The sequence below is a fragment of the Shewanella sp. 10N.286.54.B9 genome, from assembly GCF_041468565.1.
Lineage (GTDB): Bacteria > Pseudomonadota > Gammaproteobacteria > Enterobacterales > Shewanellaceae > Shewanella.
The window spans coordinates 111,291-126,325 of sequence record NZ_JBFRIY010000015.1; the positions used below are offsets into that span (position 1 = coordinate 111,291).

The window sequence follows — 15,035 nt, forward strand, 5'->3', positions numbered from 1 at the left end:
ATTGAGTGAAACTATTTTTGTAGCCATATGTCTATGTTGTATTAGCATTTTAATTCACTAGGGTTAGAGACCGTTTTGCTTAAAGGTTTTATGTATATTCTATTGTTCACCTCCTTGCTTGGGCAGTTTTTGCTCACGCCAGCGATGGCAATGCCGGATATGTTGTACTCTTTAAGTCAACAGCACTCTCAAGGTGCTGTACAAAGCAACATTTCGCGAGTGTCGCACTCTTCAATAGACAGCCTTTACGCTCAACAATCAGATTTTGTCGCCAATAATGGATCGTTTGATTGCGAAGCTTTATGTCAGGAGCTGGCGTCTGGTCACTGTAAGACTCACGGTGGTTGTAGCGTAGGGCTGCACAATGACGCCATTTTCGTCTCACCAAATAGTCGACTACATGCAAGAATAATTGTGCCGACTTGGTCAATTAAAACAGTTAGCCTTCATATAGTTAATCCCCCTCCAATTGCATAACCATCTAGCATAATTTTTAAACTTTGTATGTTATTTGTATCAAATTGCAAAATCAGCCTCTTTTTTGTTCTCTATACTAAGTAAATGACTTAGACTGGTTGTTAACAAGAATAGGCAAATAAGATTGGAGTTGTATATGAAAATGTTAACCAGCGTAGCCTTATCAGTAGTTGTTACTTTAGTTTCTAGCTCTGCAATGGCAGAAAGACCTGATTTCTCTAAAACTTCAGCAGCACGTGCTGATTACGATTTTTCTAAAAATGTTGCTGCTAAGCATGTTAATGATATTGAGCGTGGCACCACTCGTCATGATTTCTCTAAAACATCAGCGGCCACAAGTGGCTATGAGTTCTCGAAAAATCCTACTGCGAAAGTAAAGCAGTATGTTAAGCCATCAACTCAACATGACTTTTCAAAAACAGATGCAGTTAATCAAGTTTGTAGTTAAATAGATTAAATTCTTTGATAAAAAAAGGGCTACTCAATGAGTAGCCCTTTTTTTGAGCGATAGGGTAATACAATTGCTATAACTGCTCACAATCATGACAAGCTAATTAACTTTCTTGTTTGTCTTGCTGGCGACCTAAACGGTACGAATCTGCGATACCAAAAAGCCAAGATAATACAAAGGCTGCCGTCGCGATGTTAATCCACAGCGCCTCATTGCCGACAGGGGCTTGGGTAACAGCACTGTATATAGCGTCAAGCTGCAAAGGGATCTCGCCGCTAATGATCTTCTCTGATATTAATTGTGCTTTTTGATAAGCATGCCAGCAGAGGTAAGAAAGTGCTATAACCGCGGTCGCCAAAATCAATTTCCCAGTGGTCATCTTTTTCAAGTAAAAGTGACCGGCACCAGGACAAACAAAGGCAGACAGTAATACAGCTTTAATCGATGTTCTCATGGAAGTAGCCCTTTATTCAAGATCAATTCGGCGAATGGCTTGCTTTAAAAAATTGACCTGGTGTTCTAATTTTTGCCGACGTTCATCTTGTTGCTTATATGCATCAAGCTGACTTTGGACGCCTGCGAGCTCTTGTACTAACCAACCTCTAATCATCACGTAGTATCTTGAGTCTGTGCCATATTGGTAGATTAATTCGAGGGAGTCAGGCTGAGCATCGGATATAGCCTTGTCGATAGCGTTGACCATGACGCCAATTTGGTGCTCTTGCTGATAACTCACTAAGTCGCTGTCAGCCAAGGCAGCGCTTGATAGCGAGCAGCTAAACAGTAACAAGGCAAACGTGGCTGAGTGAGCAGTATGGCTGAGTGCAAAGCATTTCATAAGGGGCAAGCTTCAGTGTGAATTGATTTAAGACTAACAGCGTCTGTTAGCGATTACCCATAAAATATTGTTCATCTTTTATGGTTAGTGGCTAAAAGTACTCAGGCTCAGCACATTACTGAGCTGAGCCTGAACTGCCGGGAAGCATTTATCTAGCACTAACGTTATCGAACTATTGGGTTATTTAATGGGTAGTAACCTCCTTATCGCGCTTTTTTATGTGGATAAGGAATACGGAACATTAGGGTGTAGGTTACTGGCAGTACAATCAGTGTGAGCACTGACGCAAAACCCAAACCAAAGATGATGGTAATTGCCATTGAGCCAAAGAAAGCGTCCGATAGCAGCGGGATCATCCCGAGCATGGTGGTTATGGCTGCCATTAATACCGGTCTGACGCGACTCACTGAAGAATCCACTACCGCTTGGTAGGCATCTTTACCTTCGCTGAGCTCAAGGTTGATTTGATCCACCAACACAATGCCATTTTTAATGATCATGCCAGTCAGGCTTAACATGCCGAGCATAGCCATAAAGCTAAAGGGGGCATCAAACAGCAGTAATCCAGCGACTACACCAATAATGGCGAGCGGTACGGTAAACCAAATAACTAACGGCTGTCTTACTGAGTTAAACAGCAATACTGTGATTAAGAACATCGCTAGATATCCAAGCGGAATAGAACTAAATACTGACTCTTGCGCTTCTAGTGATGTCTCATATTCGCCGCCCCATTCGAGTTCATAGCCACTTGGAAGTGGAATGGCTTCGATATCGGTTTTAATCTTTCTAAAGACCGAATCAGCGGTTTCCCCGGTGCCGTTAACGGGATCTGCTAGCACTGAAATCACACGCTTGCGATCACGGCGCATTATTAGTGGATTTTCCCACTCGGTTTCAAAGTTAGACACTACCTGAGTCGCTGGCACAAAAGTGTTGTTATCTGAACTCCATACTTGAAGTTTCCAAATACTCTCAGCATCTAATCTTTCACTTGCAGGTGCCCTAGCGATAATCGGTAACAGATGGCTATTTTCACGATAAGTACCTATCTGCTTACCACTGAAATTAACCAGTAGTGAATTATCTAAGTCTTGTTTGCTTATGCCTGTTTCTCTAGCTTGAGCCAGTGCTAACTGCGGACGTATAAGTGTCACTTGATTACGCCAGTTATGACGAACGCCAACTGCATTAGGCTCATTTTCCAGAACAATCGATGCTTTGGCGGCTAGCTGGCGCAGAACTTGAGGATCTTCACCATAAAAACGGGCTTCGATTTTAGCCGCAGGGCTAGGACCGTTCTCCATATACTTAAAACGATACTCAGCTTCTGGGAAGCGGTAACTAAGCTCTACTTCTAACTTACGCATATATTGGTTAAGCGTAGTTAAGTCACTCATCTCAATCAGTAGTTGACCATAGGCGCTGTAACCTTTTTCTGGCACATAAGACAGTACAAACCTTTGTGCACCTTGTCCTACCACAGTGGTTAAGTTGGTGAGCCCAATATCATGTTCCGCCTGTTGTTGCATAATGTCTGCTTCAATTCGAGAAAGCAGTTTTTCAGTTGCTTTAATATCAGAGCCTTCAGGCATCCATACATCGACAAAGAACATAGGTGTATTTGATGCTGGGAAGAACACGTTCTTCACCTGGCCAAAGCCTACAACTGCAGTAACCAGTGCCGCGATAACCAATAGCAAGGTGACAGAACGAAAGCGCATGGCGATGTTTAAAGTTTGGCGATAAAGCGTGAATAACCAGCCTTTGTAAGGGTCTTCATCAACTTCTTCGTTGACGACACCATCTTTGAACATGATATTGCAGAAAAATGGCGTTAGCGTCATAGCAGTGATCCAACTGATGAACAGTGAGATCAATAACACCTGAAACAGCGATACACAGAACTCTCCGGTAGAGTTGTCAGACAAACCAATCGGTGCGAACGCAATAATGGCGATAATAGTCGCACCTAATAGTGGCCACTGAGTTTGTGAGATAACACTCTTAGCTGTTTCTAAGCGAGTTTTGCCCCGTTTAATGCCAATTAAAATACCTTCGGTGACCACAATGGCGTTATCAACCAGCATTCCCAATGCAATAATGAGTGCGCCAAGTGAGATAATTTGCAGTTCAATGTTAAGCACATTCATCATGATGAAGGTACCGAGAATAGTTAGCAGCAATACTAGACCCATTAGTAAACCTGAGCGCACGCCCATAAAGATCAGCAGTACACCAATTACAATAGCAATCGATTCAGCCAAGTTAACTAAGAAGCCGCTTACGGTATCGTCAACCATCTTGCTTTGGTCATAAACAGTGGCTAAAGACATGCCGATAGGCAACTCACTGTTTAACTCAGTCATGCGCTCATTGACTGCAGCACCAACATCGACCACGTTGACACCACTTGCGAATGCGATACCAATAGAAAGTGCTTTGCTGCCATCGGCGTGGTACATACTTTCTGGCGTCTCTTCGACATCTTTGTATATACTGGCAATATCGCCGAGATAGATTAGCTTTGCGCTACTCGGAGGGCTTATTAGTAAGCGTTCCATTTGGCTAACATTATCAAATTCACCCGTTGGATGAATACGAATACGGTTGTCACCGACGCGAATGCTACCGGCATTAGACACCACGTTTTGGCTTTGAATTAAGCCGTAGATATAGTCTTGGTCGAGTCCCAGAGCATTGAGTTTTTGTTGTGAGATCTCAACCACAACTTGATCCATCACCTTACCTGCTATGGTGACCTTCTTAATACCATCAACGAGCACCAGTTCACGTCGTAAAAAGTCAGCGTAGTTTTGCAATTCGCGATGACTGTAACCTTCACCACTTACGTTAAGCAAGATCCCATAAACATCACCGAAATCATCAATCACTTTAGGTGTCATGGCGCCGGGTGGCAGCTCATTGATTTTGTCATTCACCTTACGGCGGACTTCATCCCACACTTGTGGTAACTGGTCACCAGCATAGTTGTCAGCCATCTCTATCTCAATTTGAGATAAGCCTGCACTGTTAACTGAGGTGATGTGTTTTATACCTCCAAGTTGCTGCAAGGCATCTTCCAGTGGCAAGGTCACTTCCTCTTCCACTTGCTCTGGAGATGCACCTGGATAGGCTGTGACAACGAGTGCTTGCTTAATGGTAAATTCGGGAAACTCTAGTTGCCCAAGGTTAAAAAATGACACTGAACCACCTACCAATAACAGTAGGGCAAACATCCAGCTGATCACTTTGTGAGTGATCGAATACTCTGCAAAATTCATCGATAAAATCTCTTAATTAAAACGCCTGCTCGGCTGGCAGCACTCAAGCTCAATGGGTTGTTTATGCGCTAGCAACAACAATCGAATTCGAGTGAGTAACGGGGATAATAATGGGGTTGCTAACTACACCCCTCGCTGCCAACGAAGCGGCTTAACACGGAGATCTTCAACAAGATATTGCACACCCGCGACGACAACCTTATCGCCTACGTGCACACCTTGAGTGACTTCAATGCCGTTGGTGGTCACCTTGCCTAGACTGACGACTTGTGAGTGAACCTTGCCGCTATCAGCGTTGAAGGTCCAAATAATGTTTTGCCCATCAGTGTCGCGTTTGGTAATGGCACTGGCGGGTAATACTGAGGTAATGCCACTCACTTTGCTATTAGCAACATCCATAGTCAGCTCAGCACTCATACCCGGTAAAATGTTGATATCCGTTGGCTGCGGCAGGGTAAATACCACTTCGTAGCTTTGGGTGCCAGGGGTTACTTGAGTAGCATGCTCTTTGAGTTTTACCGGAAAAGATAGCTCTGGTTTAGTGGTAAAACGTACCGTAGGCTGGGTGGACGCATTAGGATTAAAGTGGGCAATATTACTGGCGAGTGACTCCGGTACTTGGATCACCACATCAATATTGCGATCTTTTTGCAGTACCAAAATAGACTGATTGGCTTGTACCATCTGATAGTTATCAATTGATATCTTGGCGATCGTGCCGTCAAACGGGGCTTTTAGTTCAGTGTAACTGAGCTGATCCTGCGCGCTAGCAAGGTTCGCCTGCGATGATTTAAGCTGTGCTTGGGCGGTGTCATATTCTGCTTGGGAGATAAGCTCGCGGCGCAGTAACTCTCCTTTGCGCTTAAAGTCGGCTGCTGCTAATTCATAGTCAGCTTCACGATTAAGCAGTGTATTACGGGCATCACGACTGTCTAGTCTTGCCAATACAGTGCCTTTTTTAACATGTTGCCCCTCGAAAAAGGCAAACTCAACTAAATGACCCGATAATCTAAACGCAAGGTCGGCTTGTTTAGTCGCAGCCACTTTGGCTGGGAATACACGAATAGAACCGGCATTTACATCGGTGACCTCAAGTAACTTAACTGGTCGTACAGTTGGTGCTGGTATTTCAATAGACTCTGCGCTGCAACCCGCTAACACTGAGGTAAGAACAATAAACGAGAGGGGAGTGGGCAAGTGCTTCATAAACAGAATTCCGTATAAATGTGACAATATGTATTAACTAAGGCGCTACGATAGCAGTCAATTAAGTTGAGTAAAATGGAATTGTATGGAATCATGAGTTCCGAAAAATGGAACTATTAAAGCTTGCTTTAGCTGCTCTAGTATGAACAAACTGATAATAGACAGTAATCTGTTGGTTAAATTTAGTGAGATGTTGTAATGAAAACTGAAGATATCACCTTGTTTCACCGTATCGTAGAAACAGGTAGTTTGGTAGAGGCGGCAGATATCCTCAATCTGCCTAAATCGACTTTAAGCCGCCGACTCACAGCGCTTGAAGAAGAGTTGAATGTTAAGTTGTTTCATCGTCAAAGTCGCGCCATGACATTGACGGCTTCTGGTAGCCATTTTTACGATAAAACAACGCCAATGTTAGCCCAATTGGAGCAGACCTTGTCTGAACTATCTGGGCAAGATGCCGAAGTCGCCGGCCATCTGCGGATCTTGATATTCCCCATTCCAGAGCTGCTACAGATCACCCATGCCATTTTTGAGTTTATGGATCTAAACCCTGGGCTAACCGTTGAGATTATTGTCAGTACAGAACCACAAGATATGATCCGCAATAACATCGATTTAGCATTTATGTTGGAAGATGCATTTAATGAAAATGAGATGGTTGCCCGGCATATGATCACCGAAACGGTACATTTTTTTGCTAGCCCTGAATACTTAGCTAAAACGGACATTCCAGTCACCCAAGATAATTTGTCTGAGCATAACTCGATACTGTTTCGTTACCCTAATGGTAAGATTTTCAATGATGTGCCATTTGGTCAAGATCGTACCTTGACCGTTAAGGGTAATCTCTGCGTCAACAGCTTAGATATGTGTTTAGAGGCGACCTTAATGGGACGGGGCATATCTATGATGCCACTGGCTTTTGCTCAAGAGCATGTCGATAGCGGTAGCTTGAAAATGTTATTTGAAGAAGTGGAGCCTTATGAAGGTAAGGTCTATTTGGTCTATCCATCAAGGCGGTTTATTAGCTTAGCAAGCCAGCGATTTATCGACTTTATGATGGAGGCGATGGAAGAGTGTATTCGTACCGGCAACTGCGATCGAGTTGCCAGCATTCGAGGCTCGATAAAATCAATAGTCTAGCCTCATAGAAGCTTAAACTTGCTTTGATACCGTTCCAAAACAAGGCGTGAAATCAGTTATTGCGTGCGCCTTGTTCAATCCAATCTCGAATCACATAGATATGCTCGGTAGATAACGGCTGGATCGTCTCCGCTATACGAGCTTTATGGTGCGGCGGCATTTGAATAGCGGCATCAACTTGATGATTGATGGCCAAGTACAGTGTGCTTGATGCCGAGCTACCAGGAACAATAACGGGACCATCAAGCGTACCCTGCATTAAATTGGCGTAGCTATCGAGTCGCAATCCTGTTTGTACAGTAGCTTCACCCGCAGTGGAGTGACAATCTACGCAAGAGTGATTAAAAATGGGTAAAACCTGACTTTGAAAGCTGATGTTAGAGCTAACGCCAATAGAGAAAGCGAAGAAAACCACTGCGGCAAAAAGAGCAATTTTGAAGGTGTTCATACAGACCTCCTTACATAACACTTTTACAGTGTTGAGCCTGAGTTAATTGCTATATTAAGTATAGTGGTTGCCTTGGCGAAGTAGCCCAATTGGGGCGCTTTTGTCAGCTTATTTGATAATAATTTGATCTAAGATAACTGCGATAGCCTCGGTTGGGATATTGCGGTTTAATCGGCGGTTATAATCAGTCCTAACGGTGCCAGCAACTGTTCTTGTTGCCACTGATTAATCATCACCCCATCAAGGGATATGTTGCGCGGATCTAAGCCTTCAAGTTCGACTCGAGTGAGGTTACAGCCGCTAAGCTCAAAAGTGCCCCATTGTTCGGCCGAGAATTCGCCACCACTTAAATCGGCACCTTTCATTGAAGCACCTGTTAGATTGGCGCCCCGCCAGCGATTATCGAACAGCTCGCACTCCTCTAATAGGGCACTGCTTAAGTCGGCATAGGCTAAGTTACAGGCGGTTATAAACGCGCTACAAAAATAGCTTTTTGGGGTGATGTAATTGGCAAAACTCGCACGGCTAAAATCACTACCTTGAAGGTTGCATTCACGCAGTTCAATGCCATAGCAGCGGGCACCTTTAAACAGCGCCATGCTCAAATTACAGTGCTTAAAACTGGCACTGGTAAGTGTGGCGTAGCTAAAGTCGCAACCGTCTTCTTCACCCTGCACCACAAACTTGCAGTGGCTAAAGCGAGCATCAGTTAAGTCGGCATGGCTAAAGCGACAGTAGTGGAACTCACAATGCTCAAACAGTGCATCTTGTAGATCTTGGTCGCTAAAATCTTCATGGCTAAAAATCTGCTTAGACGCTTGCATTGTTATCCTCTATTGCCCTGTTGCATCAACAGGAGTGTTTGATTTTTGATCGGGTTCTGAGATCCTACGCGCCAAGATATAACAAGCCAATCCCATAATGGCATTGGTGATCGGCAATGCTAATAACAAGCCTTTTACGCCACCTAAGTAAGAGCCTAAGGCTGCTAAAGGCAGCATGATTAAAAATAGGCGGCAGACGTTTAAAATAAGCGAACTCATCGGCCTGTGATAAGCATTGAGTGAGGTGGCGACTAAAATCACAACCCCTAACGGACCGTAAGCGGCAGGCAATACTAAGATGTAAAAACTGAGCCACTCTATGACCTGTGGGTCGCTACTAAATAGCCTAGCTAGCGGCTCGGCGACAAAGATGAGTGGCAGGTACAGCAGGGTTTGAAATATCAACACAAACTTGAGTGATAACAGCAGTGCGTCACGGGCGCGAGTAGTTTGCCCTGCGCCGAGGTTTTGCGCCACAAAAGGCACTAGGCTTGATGATAGCGCCATGACTGCAATCAGCATCACCGACTCTAAGCGCGTGCCTGCACCAAAAGCGGCCACCGCACTATGATCGATGCGTGCCAGCATCGCCATTATCATTGCATTCGCCACTGGGTTGAGCAGGTTCATTAACGCCGCAGGTTGAGCAATATGCGCCAATTGCTTCCAGTTGCACTTAAGTCTGGCAACATTGAACTCGGCAAACTCGACTAGATGACGTTTAAAAATTAATAAATGAGTCGACAGCGACAGTGCCACTATCCACGAGATCACCGTGGCAATAGCGGCGCCTTGGATCTCAAGTCGAGGGAACGGCCCGATACCAAAGATAAGTAGCGGATCTAATATCAGGTTGATCAACGCTGCCAGCATCATAATTTTTGCGGGTGAGCGAGTATCGCCTGTGGCGCGCAGCCCTTGGTTACCGACCATTAACAGCACCAGTAATGGCGCTCCTAAATACCAAGTAAACATGTAGTCATGGATCAACGGCAAGCTGCTTTGGTTTGCGCCTAACAAACTAAACAAGGGATCAATAAACAAGCTGCCAAATAGCGATATTAACGCGGTCAATAAAAAGGTGAGCAGCAAGGCGTCATGCAAAAAAACCTTGGCTTTATCGGCATGTCCAGCGCCAATCAAACGCCCTAAATTAGTCGATACCCCTGCGCCAATACCGATAGCGATGCTAGAAATAATCAGCGTTACAGGAAAAGTAAAGCTGATAGCAGCCAGCGCTTCAGTGCCCAACTGGCTGATAAAAAAAGTGTCAACGAGGCTGAACCCAAGAATGGTTAGAATACCAATCAGGTTTGGGAGGCTCATATTTAGCAGTACACGACCAATTGGCTGTGTAAGCAGCCCGTGTCTGTCTCTCATGGGGAAGTCTTGCCTAGTCTTTACTCGGAGGCGAATTCTATCAGGATTGGCTCGACATTTATAAATCAGAGTCAAAAAAAACCGATTTATTTTGTAAATGGGGCTTGGAACTGCAGACCTTTACCCCCATATCTCGAACATCAAATGATTTTTGCGGTTCACTAAGGTGAAATCAGCTAAAGTCGTTACTATCTTTAAAAGCCAGCAATAAGCGTTGGCGACAAAATAATAGGAGCATCCATCGATGAATATTCGCCCATTACATGATCGTGTCATTGTTAAACGTTCAGAAGTTGAATCAAAGTCAGCTGGTGGCATCGTACTTACAGGCAGTGCTGCTGAGCAATCTAGCCGCGGTGAAGTATTGGCTGTAGGCAATGGACGTATTCTAGAAAACGGCAGCGTAATGGCGCTAGACGTTAAAGTTGGCGACATCGTGATCTTCAACGAAGGTTACGGCGTGAAAAAAGAAAAGATTGATGGTGAAGAAGTACTGATCCTATCTGAATCAGACTTGATGGCAGTTGTTGGGTAAACCACACTCTCGCCACATAGATAGACCATGATCACCGTTGATGACAGTGCCTTAGCCACATCAGCGGACCGAAAAGAATTTAAAGGATAATAAACATGTCAGCTAAAGAAGTATTATTTGGAAATGACGCTCGCGTAAAAATGCTTGCCGGCGTAAACGTACTTGCAAACGCAGTTAAAGTTACTTTAGGCCCAAAAGGTCGTAACGTTGTACTAGACAAGAGCTTTGGTGCTCCACTTATCACTAAAGATGGTGTTTCAGTGGCGAAAGAGATCGAACTTGAAGACAAGTTCGAAAACATGGGCGCACAAATGGTGAAAGAAGTTGCTTCTAAAGCCAATGATGCTGCTGGTGACGGTACCACTACCGCAACAGTTCTAGCTCAATCTATCGTAACTGAAGGTCTTAAAGCGGTTGCTGCTGGCATGAACCCAATGGATCTTAAGCGCGGCATCGACAAAGCGGTTATCGCTGCAGTTGCTGAACTTAAAAACCTTTCTCAGGAGTGTAGCGACACTAAAGCTATCGCTCAGGTAGGTACAATCTCAGCTAACTCTGATGAAACTATCGGTGAAATCATTGCAACTGCAATGGAGCGCGTGGGTAAAGAAGGCGTTATCACTGTAGAAGAAGGCCAAGCACTCGAAAACGAATTAGACGTTGTTGAAGGTATGCAGTTTGACCGTGGTTACCTATCACCATACTTCATCAACAAGCCAGAGACTGGCAGTGTTGAACTAGAAACGCCATTCATTCTATTGGTTGATAAGAAAGTATCAAACATTCGTGAATTGCTCCCTATCCTTGAAGGTCTAGCTAAAACAGGTAAGCCACTGCTTATCGTTGCAGAAGACGTTGAAGGCGAAGCATTAGCAACATTGGTTGTGAACAACATGCGTGGCATCGTTAAAGTTGCTGCTGTTAAAGCCCCTGGTTTTGGCGACCGTCGTAAAGCAATGCTACAAGATATCGCCATCCTAACTGGTGGTACCGTTATTGCTGAAGAGATTGGTCTAGAGCTTGAAAAAGCCACTCTAGAAGATCTAGGTACAGCTAAGCGCGTTGTTATTACTAAAGATGACACTACTATCATCGACGGTACTGGCGAAGAGACACAAATTAAAGCACGCGTTTCACAGATCAAGATCCAAGCTGAAGAATCTACATCTGACTACGACAAAGAAAAACTTCAAGAGCGTATGGCTAAACTTGCTGGTGGCGTAGCCGTAATCAAGGTTGGCGCAGCAACAGAAGTTGAAATGAAAGAGAAGAAAGCACGCGTAGAAGATGCACTACATGCAACTCGTGCAGCAGTTGAAGAAGGTGTGGTTGCTGGTGGTGGTGTTGCACTCGTGCGTGTAGCAAGCAAAATCGGTGAAGTTGAAGTTATCAACGAAGACCAGAAGCACGGTGTAGTCATCGCACTACGTGCAATGGAAGCGCCACTACGTCAAATCGCGACTAACGCGGGCGAAGAAGGTTCAGTGGTTGCTAACAACGTTAAGAACGGCACTGGTAACTACGGTTACAACGCGGGTAACGACACTTACGGCGACATGCTAGAGATGGGTATTCTTGACCCAACTAAAGTAACTCGTAGCGCGCTACAGTTTGCTTCTTCAATTGCTGGTCTAATGATCACCACTGAAGCAATGGTTGGCGAGATCCCACAAGATGCAGCTGGTGCGCCTGATATGGGCGGCATGGGTGGTATGGGTGGAATGGGCGGTATGGGCGGCATGATGTAATTTTACTGGTCTAAATCGGTGATAACTGCGTTGCTGCTCGCTCGTGTAGGTGAACTACACGTCGCTCACAGCGCCTTGTTATAACACGATTTATCCTACGTAAAATACGTTGCTGGTCTGAAGCCTTAAAGCTTAGAAGCCAAACTTCTTGAAAAAGAATAAAGAAAACCGATACCTCAGGGTATCGGTTTTTTTATGTCTGGAGTTTGCTATGGCGTTGCACCTCAGGGGATAGCTGCGTTGCTTCACCATTCTAAACAGTTAAGAGTAGAAAGCTAAACGTCGTGGTAAAGCGCCTTGTTCTAACACGATTTATCCTATGTAAAATACGTTGCTGGTCTGAAGCTTAAAAGCTAAAGCCACTTGTTGTAAAAGAATAGAGAAAACCGATACCTCAGGGTATCGGTTTTTTTATGTCTGGAGTTTGCTTTGGCGTTGCACCTCAGGGGATAGCTGCGTTGCTTCACCACTCTAAACAGTTAAGAGTAGAAAGCTAAACGTCGTGGTAAAGCGCCTTGTTCTAACACGATTTACTCTACGTAAAATACGTTGCTGGTCTGAAGCTTAAAAGCTAAAGCCACTTGTTGTAAAAGAATAATAAAAAGCCCCGATACCTAACGGTATCGGGGCTTTTTTGTTTAAGGATGGACTTATCCCCGCAGTATATGGGTGTACTTGTGGGGGGGCTGGAACAAGAGTTTTTGCATGTTTTAAGTCTTAAATGTAGGAGCGGCTTTAGCCGCGAAGCTGTTACTTTTTGGCTGCTGAAAACTGAAGCTGCGAAAGATATGCCTGTCCTTTCTTTTTCTCGTAGCTATTTCTGTATGTCTAAAAGCGCGGTGCAACAAATCATTGATAATCTGAAGGATGATAGCTTTCCATCTATACAGCTTTTAACTGGAAAGTGGGGCTGTGGTAAAACACATTTTGCGAAGCTAAAAATAGTGCCTATTTTGGAAAAAGACTATGAACAAGCGCATTATATTTCATTATATGGGGTGTCTAGTTTAGATGACTTTAGAGATAAAATAGTGTCATTAAGCTATTTTAATAGTAAAAACTCCATTAACAGCTATTCAATGGTTAAAAATGTCGTTGGTAATGTAGCAAAGGGGTTTGGGGATAAAGGCGCTACCCTAGCAATTGCAAACTCACTGGCTAAGCCAATGAAGCATAAACTGCTTTCTAAGATTAGTCATTGTGCTTTTGTCATTGATGACTTAGAGCGAGTTTCAAGTCAAGCTCTGACCTCGGAGGTACTTGGTGAATGCTTAAATCTAGTCGAGAACAATGTCAATGTTGCCATTTTAGTATTAGCTAATGAGGAGCATATTGAAGACAAATCTATTCTCGAAAAAACCTTCAACGATAAGACTGTATTAGCGGCATCTCCAGCTGAAATTATTGCGGTTATTAGAGAACAATATGGACGGCATTTGGATGATGTAACGACTGCTTCAGCTAAAAGAATTATTTCTGATCTAGAAATATCTAATTATCGAATCGTACTCCGAGCCATGCAACGCTTTGTGCCTATTAAAGCTCAGATAGAAAAAATTCAGGGAGTTGATAAGGAAACTGCACTTTCAAATGTCATAAACCAGGTTTTTGCGATCACTTATGCTCATTATGAGTATGGGGCTAGTTTTAATGAAATTTGTAAAGAATCAACAAGGGGGCCACTTGACGGCATGGAGGCGCCCTCCTCAGGAGAAAGGGCAGCTGAAAAGGAGGAGACCCCAAAGGATAAGCTGGCTCGTGTACGTTTGGAAAGCATACGTAGAAGTATTCAAGGCTCGACTGGTAATGTTCCACCTGCCTTAGTCAGTTATTGCCTTAATATCACACCGATACCAATTGAGTTAGTGGAGGCTTTTAACCTTCCCCTTAAAGGTAAGCTTCTCGATAGAATCAAATCTTTTAGCATTTATAACCTTTCTGATAGCCAATTTGAACAAGCGATTATGGAAGCTAAAGAATTTTTGTTTGGCAATACTGCTGAGCCTAAGCACTTTTACGAATGGTTTGTAGTGCTTGATTCGTACTTCTTCTTTATTGAAAATATGTATATACAAGAAGATATTAATGACGAATATGAGAAAGCTAAAGCTGTAATTGAAACTCTAAAATCTTTTCAGCCAGCATCCTCTAATCGTTCTTATGAGATGCACCTTCGAAACAGGCACCCCAAGGTCCATAAGCTGTATAAAATTGCGAAGCCTTTAAATGATGAACTAGCTATTGATATTAAACAGCGCACACTTAAGAAAGAATTTCTAGCTAGCTGGTCTACGGCTAGTAATGAAATTTTTCAGAAGTATGAGACGAAACCTTTTTTACATCTGTTTGATGCGGAAGAAACATGCCAAGCCTTTGAAAACTGGAAGTTGGCAGACATTATTGTTTTCGGCCAGTTTATCGAAAACAGATATGTTGTTGGCAATGTTCGTGAATACTTAGAAGATGAATTTGAGTTTGTTCGTCAACTTAAAGCATATTTAGAATTAAAAATCCCGTCAATGTCAGCTTCCAGATTAAAAGGCTGTGTTAATTTGTTAGCAACAGACTATTTGGAGAAAGGGGTTAAGTGTATCGAGAAGGCTGAAAGCTATAGTAGGGTTGAAAATCGGTAAGAGAAAACTGAAGTACAGTAGAAGTGTTTACACAAGTTAAAAACTGAAATCTGTACCGTAGCGCCTAT

At 43.7% G+C, this 15,035-nt stretch carries 13 protein-coding genes; 6 read left to right on the forward strand and 7 right to left on the reverse strand.

The features are described from left to right. Positions 1–90: 90 nt before the first annotated feature. A complete protein-coding gene (locus AB4135_RS05120) occupies positions 91–477 on the forward strand; it encodes a hypothetical protein (protein WP_371990876.1) in 387 nt (128 codons plus the stop codon). A gap of 136 nt (positions 478–613) precedes the next feature. Then, entirely contained in the window at positions 614–925 is a 312-nt protein-coding gene (locus AB4135_RS05125) for a hypothetical protein (RefSeq protein WP_371990878.1), read from the forward strand. 106 nt (positions 926–1,031) lie between these two features. Here the strand turns inward: AB4135_RS05125 and AB4135_RS05130 are convergent, their stop codons facing one another. The 4 genes from AB4135_RS05130 to AB4135_RS05145 form a co-directional block, all read right to left on the reverse strand. Further along, positions 1,032–1,382 (reverse strand): DUF6677 family protein, encoded by a 351-nt coding sequence (locus AB4135_RS05130; RefSeq protein WP_371990880.1) that lies wholly within the window; start codon positions 1,380–1,382, stop codon positions 1,032–1,034. Positions 1,383–1,394: 12 nt separating this feature from the next. Beyond that, positions 1,395–1,766: a hypothetical protein gene (locus tag AB4135_RS05135; RefSeq protein ID WP_371990882.1), complete on the reverse strand. Its 372-nt coding sequence runs from the start codon at positions 1,764–1,766 to the stop codon at positions 1,395–1,397. 203 nt (positions 1,767–1,969) lie between these two features. Beyond that, positions 1,970–5,050 carry an efflux RND transporter permease subunit gene (locus tag AB4135_RS05140; protein WP_371990884.1) on the reverse strand — a complete coding sequence of 1,027 codons (3,081 nt, stop codon included), beginning with the start codon at positions 5,048–5,050 and terminating at the stop codon, positions 1,970–1,972. 123 nt (positions 5,051–5,173) lie between these two features. Next, a complete protein-coding gene (locus AB4135_RS05145; RefSeq protein WP_371990886.1) occupies positions 5,174–6,256 on the reverse strand; it encodes an efflux RND transporter periplasmic adaptor subunit in 1,083 nt (360 codons plus the stop codon). A 198-nt stretch (positions 6,257–6,454) separates the two neighbouring features. Here AB4135_RS05145 and AB4135_RS05150 point away from each other — a divergent pair, with 198 nt between their 5' ends. Further along, positions 6,455–7,399: a LysR family transcriptional regulator gene (locus AB4135_RS05150; RefSeq protein WP_371990888.1), complete on the forward strand. Its 945-nt coding sequence runs from the start codon at positions 6,455–6,457 to the stop codon at positions 7,397–7,399. 52 nt (positions 7,400–7,451) lie between these two features. On the opposite strand, the gene AB4135_RS05155 is transcribed toward AB4135_RS05150, so the two are convergent. From AB4135_RS05155 to AB4135_RS05165, 3 genes are all read right to left on the reverse strand, one after another. Further along, positions 7,452–7,847 (reverse strand): c-type cytochrome domain-containing protein, encoded by a 396-nt coding sequence (locus AB4135_RS05155; RefSeq protein WP_371990890.1) that lies wholly within the window; start codon positions 7,845–7,847, stop codon positions 7,452–7,454. A 167-nt stretch (positions 7,848–8,014) separates the two neighbouring features. Continuing rightward, positions 8,015–8,671 carry a Qnr family pentapeptide repeat protein gene (locus AB4135_RS05160; RefSeq protein ID WP_371990892.1) on the reverse strand — a complete coding sequence of 219 codons (657 nt, stop codon included), beginning with the start codon at positions 8,669–8,671 and terminating at the stop codon, positions 8,015–8,017. Positions 8,672–8,680: 9 nt separating this feature from the next. Beyond that, entirely contained in the window at positions 8,681–10,051 is a 1,371-nt protein-coding gene (locus AB4135_RS05165) for an MATE family efflux transporter (RefSeq protein ID WP_371990894.1), read from the reverse strand. 244 nt (positions 10,052–10,295) lie between these two features. On the opposite strand from AB4135_RS05165, the gene AB4135_RS05170 reads away from it, so the two are divergent. The 3 genes from AB4135_RS05170 to AB4135_RS05180 all read left to right on the forward strand — a co-directional run bounded on the left by AB4135_RS05170 (position 10,296) and on the right by AB4135_RS05180 (position 14,967). Continuing rightward, the gene (locus AB4135_RS05170; RefSeq protein ID WP_020910789.1) at positions 10,296–10,586 is read left to right on the forward strand and encodes a co-chaperone GroES; all 291 of its coding nucleotides are present in this window, start codon (positions 10,296–10,298) and stop codon (positions 10,584–10,586) included. Between the two features lie 95 nt (positions 10,587–10,681). Further along, on the forward strand, positions 10,682–12,334 hold the full coding sequence (gene groL, locus AB4135_RS05175) for a chaperonin GroEL (protein ID WP_371990896.1): 1,653 nt from the start codon (positions 10,682–10,684) through the stop codon (positions 12,332–12,334). Positions 12,335–12,978: 644 nt separating this feature from the next. Beyond that, positions 12,979–14,967: a hypothetical protein gene (locus AB4135_RS05180; RefSeq protein ID WP_371990898.1), complete on the forward strand. Its 1,989-nt coding sequence runs from the start codon at positions 12,979–12,981 to the stop codon at positions 14,965–14,967. The last annotated feature ends 68 nt before the right edge of the window (positions 14,968–15,035 follow it).

Coding starts and splice junctions, on each gene's coding strand:
- AB4135_RS05120 (WP_371990876.1), top strand. CDS start 91: ATGTATATTCTATTGTTCACCTCCTTGCTTGGGCAGTTTTTGCTCACG.
- AB4135_RS05125 (WP_371990878.1), top strand. CDS start 614: ATGAAAATGTTAACCAGCGTAGCCTTATCAGTAGTTGTTACTTTAGTT.
- AB4135_RS05130 (WP_371990880.1), bottom strand. CDS start 1,382: ATGAGAACATCGATTAAAGCTGTATTACTGTCTGCCTTTGTTTGTCCT.
- AB4135_RS05135 (WP_371990882.1), bottom strand. CDS start 1,766: ATGAAATGCTTTGCACTCAGCCATACTGCTCACTCAGCCACGTTTGCC.
- AB4135_RS05140 (WP_371990884.1), bottom strand. CDS start 5,050: ATGAATTTTGCAGAGTATTCGATCACTCACAAAGTGATCAGCTGGATG.
- AB4135_RS05145 (WP_371990886.1), bottom strand. CDS start 6,256: ATGAAGCACTTGCCCACTCCCCTCTCGTTTATTGTTCTTACCTCAGTG.
- AB4135_RS05150 (WP_371990888.1), top strand. CDS start 6,455: ATGAAAACTGAAGATATCACCTTGTTTCACCGTATCGTAGAAACAGGT.
- AB4135_RS05155 (WP_371990890.1), bottom strand. CDS start 7,847: ATGAACACCTTCAAAATTGCTCTTTTTGCCGCAGTGGTTTTCTTCGCT.
- AB4135_RS05160 (WP_371990892.1), bottom strand. CDS start 8,671: ATGCAAGCGTCTAAGCAGATTTTTAGCCATGAAGATTTTAGCGACCAA.
- AB4135_RS05165 (WP_371990894.1), bottom strand. CDS start 10,051: ATGAGAGACAGACACGGGCTGCTTACACAGCCAATTGGTCGTGTACTG.
- AB4135_RS05170 (WP_020910789.1), top strand. CDS start 10,296: ATGAATATTCGCCCATTACATGATCGTGTCATTGTTAAACGTTCAGAA.
- groL (WP_371990896.1), top strand. CDS start 10,682: ATGTCAGCTAAAGAAGTATTATTTGGAAATGACGCTCGCGTAAAAATG.
- AB4135_RS05180 (WP_371990898.1), top strand. CDS start 12,979: ATGGACTTATCCCCGCAGTATATGGGTGTACTTGTGGGGGGGCTGGAA.